Origin of the sequence: Algoriphagus lacus, from assembly GCF_003583985.1 — a bacterium.
Lineage (GTDB): Bacteria > Bacteroidota > Bacteroidia > Cytophagales > Cyclobacteriaceae > Algoriphagus > Algoriphagus lacus.
Genome location: NZ_QXML01000026.1, coordinates 1 through 2,642 on the forward strand (window position 1 = coordinate 1; position 2,642 = coordinate 2,642).

3 protein-coding genes are annotated in these 2,642 nt (G+C 36.1%); all 3 read right to left on the minus strand.

Annotated features, from left to right (window positions below; all coding sequences use genetic code 11):
• Nucleotides 1-657, minus strand: a 657-nt coding sequence (locus tag D0X99_RS20185; RefSeq protein ID WP_147392293.1) for a hypothetical protein, incomplete at its 3' end; no start/stop codon positions are given.
• Complete coding sequence (locus tag D0X99_RS20190; protein WP_119479680.1) at nt 602-1,819, minus strand: RHS repeat domain-containing protein; 1,218 nt, start codon at nt 1,817-1,819, stop codon at nt 602-604. The genes D0X99_RS20190 and D0X99_RS20185, both read right to left, overlap by 56 nt.
• Nucleotides 1,820-2,252: 433 nt before the next feature.
• A partial coding sequence (locus D0X99_RS20195) for a hypothetical protein (protein ID WP_199708187.1) occupies nt 2,253-2,642 on the minus strand: 390 nt, incomplete at its 5' end.

A 2,642-nucleotide genomic window follows, 5' to 3' on the forward strand; every position in this document is an offset into this window, starting at 1 on the left:
AAGCAGATATAAATTTTTAGAAATTTTTTCACTAGGTATATCTTGATTTTTATTATAATATTTAAACCTAAGCTCCCCACTAAAATCAAAATTAACTCTTAATAACAAGTCCACTTCATTTTCATTTAAAAACTGGGAATCAATTAATTTTAAGTTTAAAGCATTATAAGTTTTCACCCCATTTTCATAAACAGAACTATAAATTAAACTACCATTAACCCTATATTCAAATATTGAATTAACTGATTCTCTTTTAGAAACTTTAATACTATCATTAATATAAAAATCAAAAGGATCAATAAAATACGACTTAAAGTCTGAATACTCCTTGGAATCACTCCTACTTTTTACACTACCGTAGATCCCGATTTTTGGTAAAGAATCAAAATACAAATTATAAATTTCATCTGACTCAAACAAATTTATATGATTTATCTTTTTTGATTTAGAATCAAAGTGCAAAACTATTTTATCAGAGTCATTGAAGATTGTTAGAGTCTCCTCCCCTTTTAAGTACACTTGTTTTTCATTCCTAACACAAGAGGATAAGAGAAAAACAATCGCAATAAATCCCATTTTAATGATTTTAATACAATCCATTTTATTCCTTTTTATTATTCCAATTATAAGTCCTTGTTGCTCTACTTGATTCTTCACTTCTTTCAACTTTTTCCCTTGTAGTTGTATCTCCTTTTACAACCATCTTATATGAATATGTGGTTTTAATTCCTGACTGATGAAATTTCTGATCAAAAAAAGTCGTATCATTATTTGGTGTTTCTTTCGGTGTTAACTCATCCTTTTGAACAGAAGAGTTTTCTTCTTTCTCACCTTCTAAATCAGAGTTTTCATCGGCATTACCTAAAAATTCAGAAACCAATCCCATAAGGCTATTCATAATTCCCGACATTACCTCTCCAAAATCCCCTGAAGGATAACTTCCTCCAATTACTCCAACTCCATCGGTGTTACGAATTTCCAATTTATCTGAAGTTGTTCCAGAATCCATAGGCCCTGAGTCACCCGCAGTTGTAGCTACTATTCCAACTGCCTGATGATTTTGAGCAGGTATACTATTAGATTTTCCAATACTAAAGAAATCTTGGACTTTATATTTAAGAGACCCAAAATTCTTCTCAAATTCTGAATAAAAAACAGATGCTGAAGAAGGGGGGCCACAACAGTTTTTAGGTTTCATCCCATCCGGATCAATAAATCTAATCGGATTATCAAAGGCATAATTGTAAGGTGAATGTCTTCTCATTTTGTCCGCCAACGGGTCAATTACTCCCCATCTCCCGATCACCGGATCATACATCCTGGCCCCATAGTCGTAGTATTGAAGTCCTGCGTCCTCGATCAGTTCCTTGCCGTTGTACAGGTACTTATTCTTCTTCACTCCGGGGTACTCGTAGCCGATGCCCGTCAATTCCAAGCCCCAAGGATCGTAGTGTGTCTCTTGTACTAGGATCGATCCCTGACTAAGGATCTTGAAGTTGTCAAACCATACGTCCTGGCTGGTCTCGTTGACCACGAAGGTTTCAATATAGCCATTTTTCCTGCTCGCTAGCTTCTCTTCCAGTTCCTCGTGTTGGTTGGCGGCATTGCGTGTCAGGACTCCCACCCTGCAATCTGGCCCCTCGCTAAAACAGTCCACTGGACTGTTTCTTGACGCTCGGTCCTCAACTTCATATCGGTTGCTGTCTTCGTCATACAGCGCATAGATCAGGTAGTCTTCCGGAGCCTCTTTCCTCTGCAGGTCTTTGGCCACGATATCCACCAGATTCAGCACCGCGATCGGGTTGGGCCCTCCGGCCATTTGGGTGTTTAGCGCCAGTTCGTTCAGTTCGTCTAGAAGAGCCGTCTTGGTTCCTGCAGTCAGGAAGCTGGCTTCGTTGACTCTTGCCTTCTTCTTGTCCAGAAACTTCCCGTGCCCGCTTCGTTACCAAATCAGCACCGAGAGGTGGTTTACATCCTCCGCTTACCCAGCGATTGCGGTAGACCTACTATCATCTCCTATACAACATGTCTTTGATTCACATCAAGGACTTCACGACACACCTACTCCCAAAAGATTGGTTAAAATTTTAGTTTTAAATAGTTTCCTAATTTTATTTTTTTATCCTTAAATAATAATCTTTAAAGTAACATCCTTCAAGAAATCAAATTATAAATTTGTTTGGATAGAATGGTGTAAATGCAATCTCCAGCTAGTCCTACTAATACTTTTTCTACACTTTAACAGGGATAAGTTAATTATTTCTATCAAAATCGACTTGTTTAAAGTTATAATAATTTTGATTTTTAAAAATCACTTCATCTATTGGAAGACAAAAACTAGTATCGCCATCTACCAATTTAGTATTAAAAAAATTCAATAATTTTAATTTTTTCAGGTCACTTAGCCAGAAAAGACTTGGAATATCTCCACAATTAGTCATAATAAGAACTTCAATATTCAATGCAAATCTTAGACCCTCATAATACTTCAACTTCTTACAGTTATCAAACACTACTTTAATAAGATTATTACTAAATCCAGTAATTCCATTTACACTTTCTAATGCATTACAATAATGCACCTCAAATTCTTTCAACTCACTCAACTCTAGTCCTTCCAAATTATATATATTAGAATCTGA

Bases quoted from the DNA above. Each gene is read 5' to 3' on its own strand.
- D0X99_RS20190 (WP_119479680.1), bottom strand. From the start codon at position 1,819: ATGGCCGGAGGGCCCAACCCGATCGCGGTGCTGAATCTGGTGGATATC.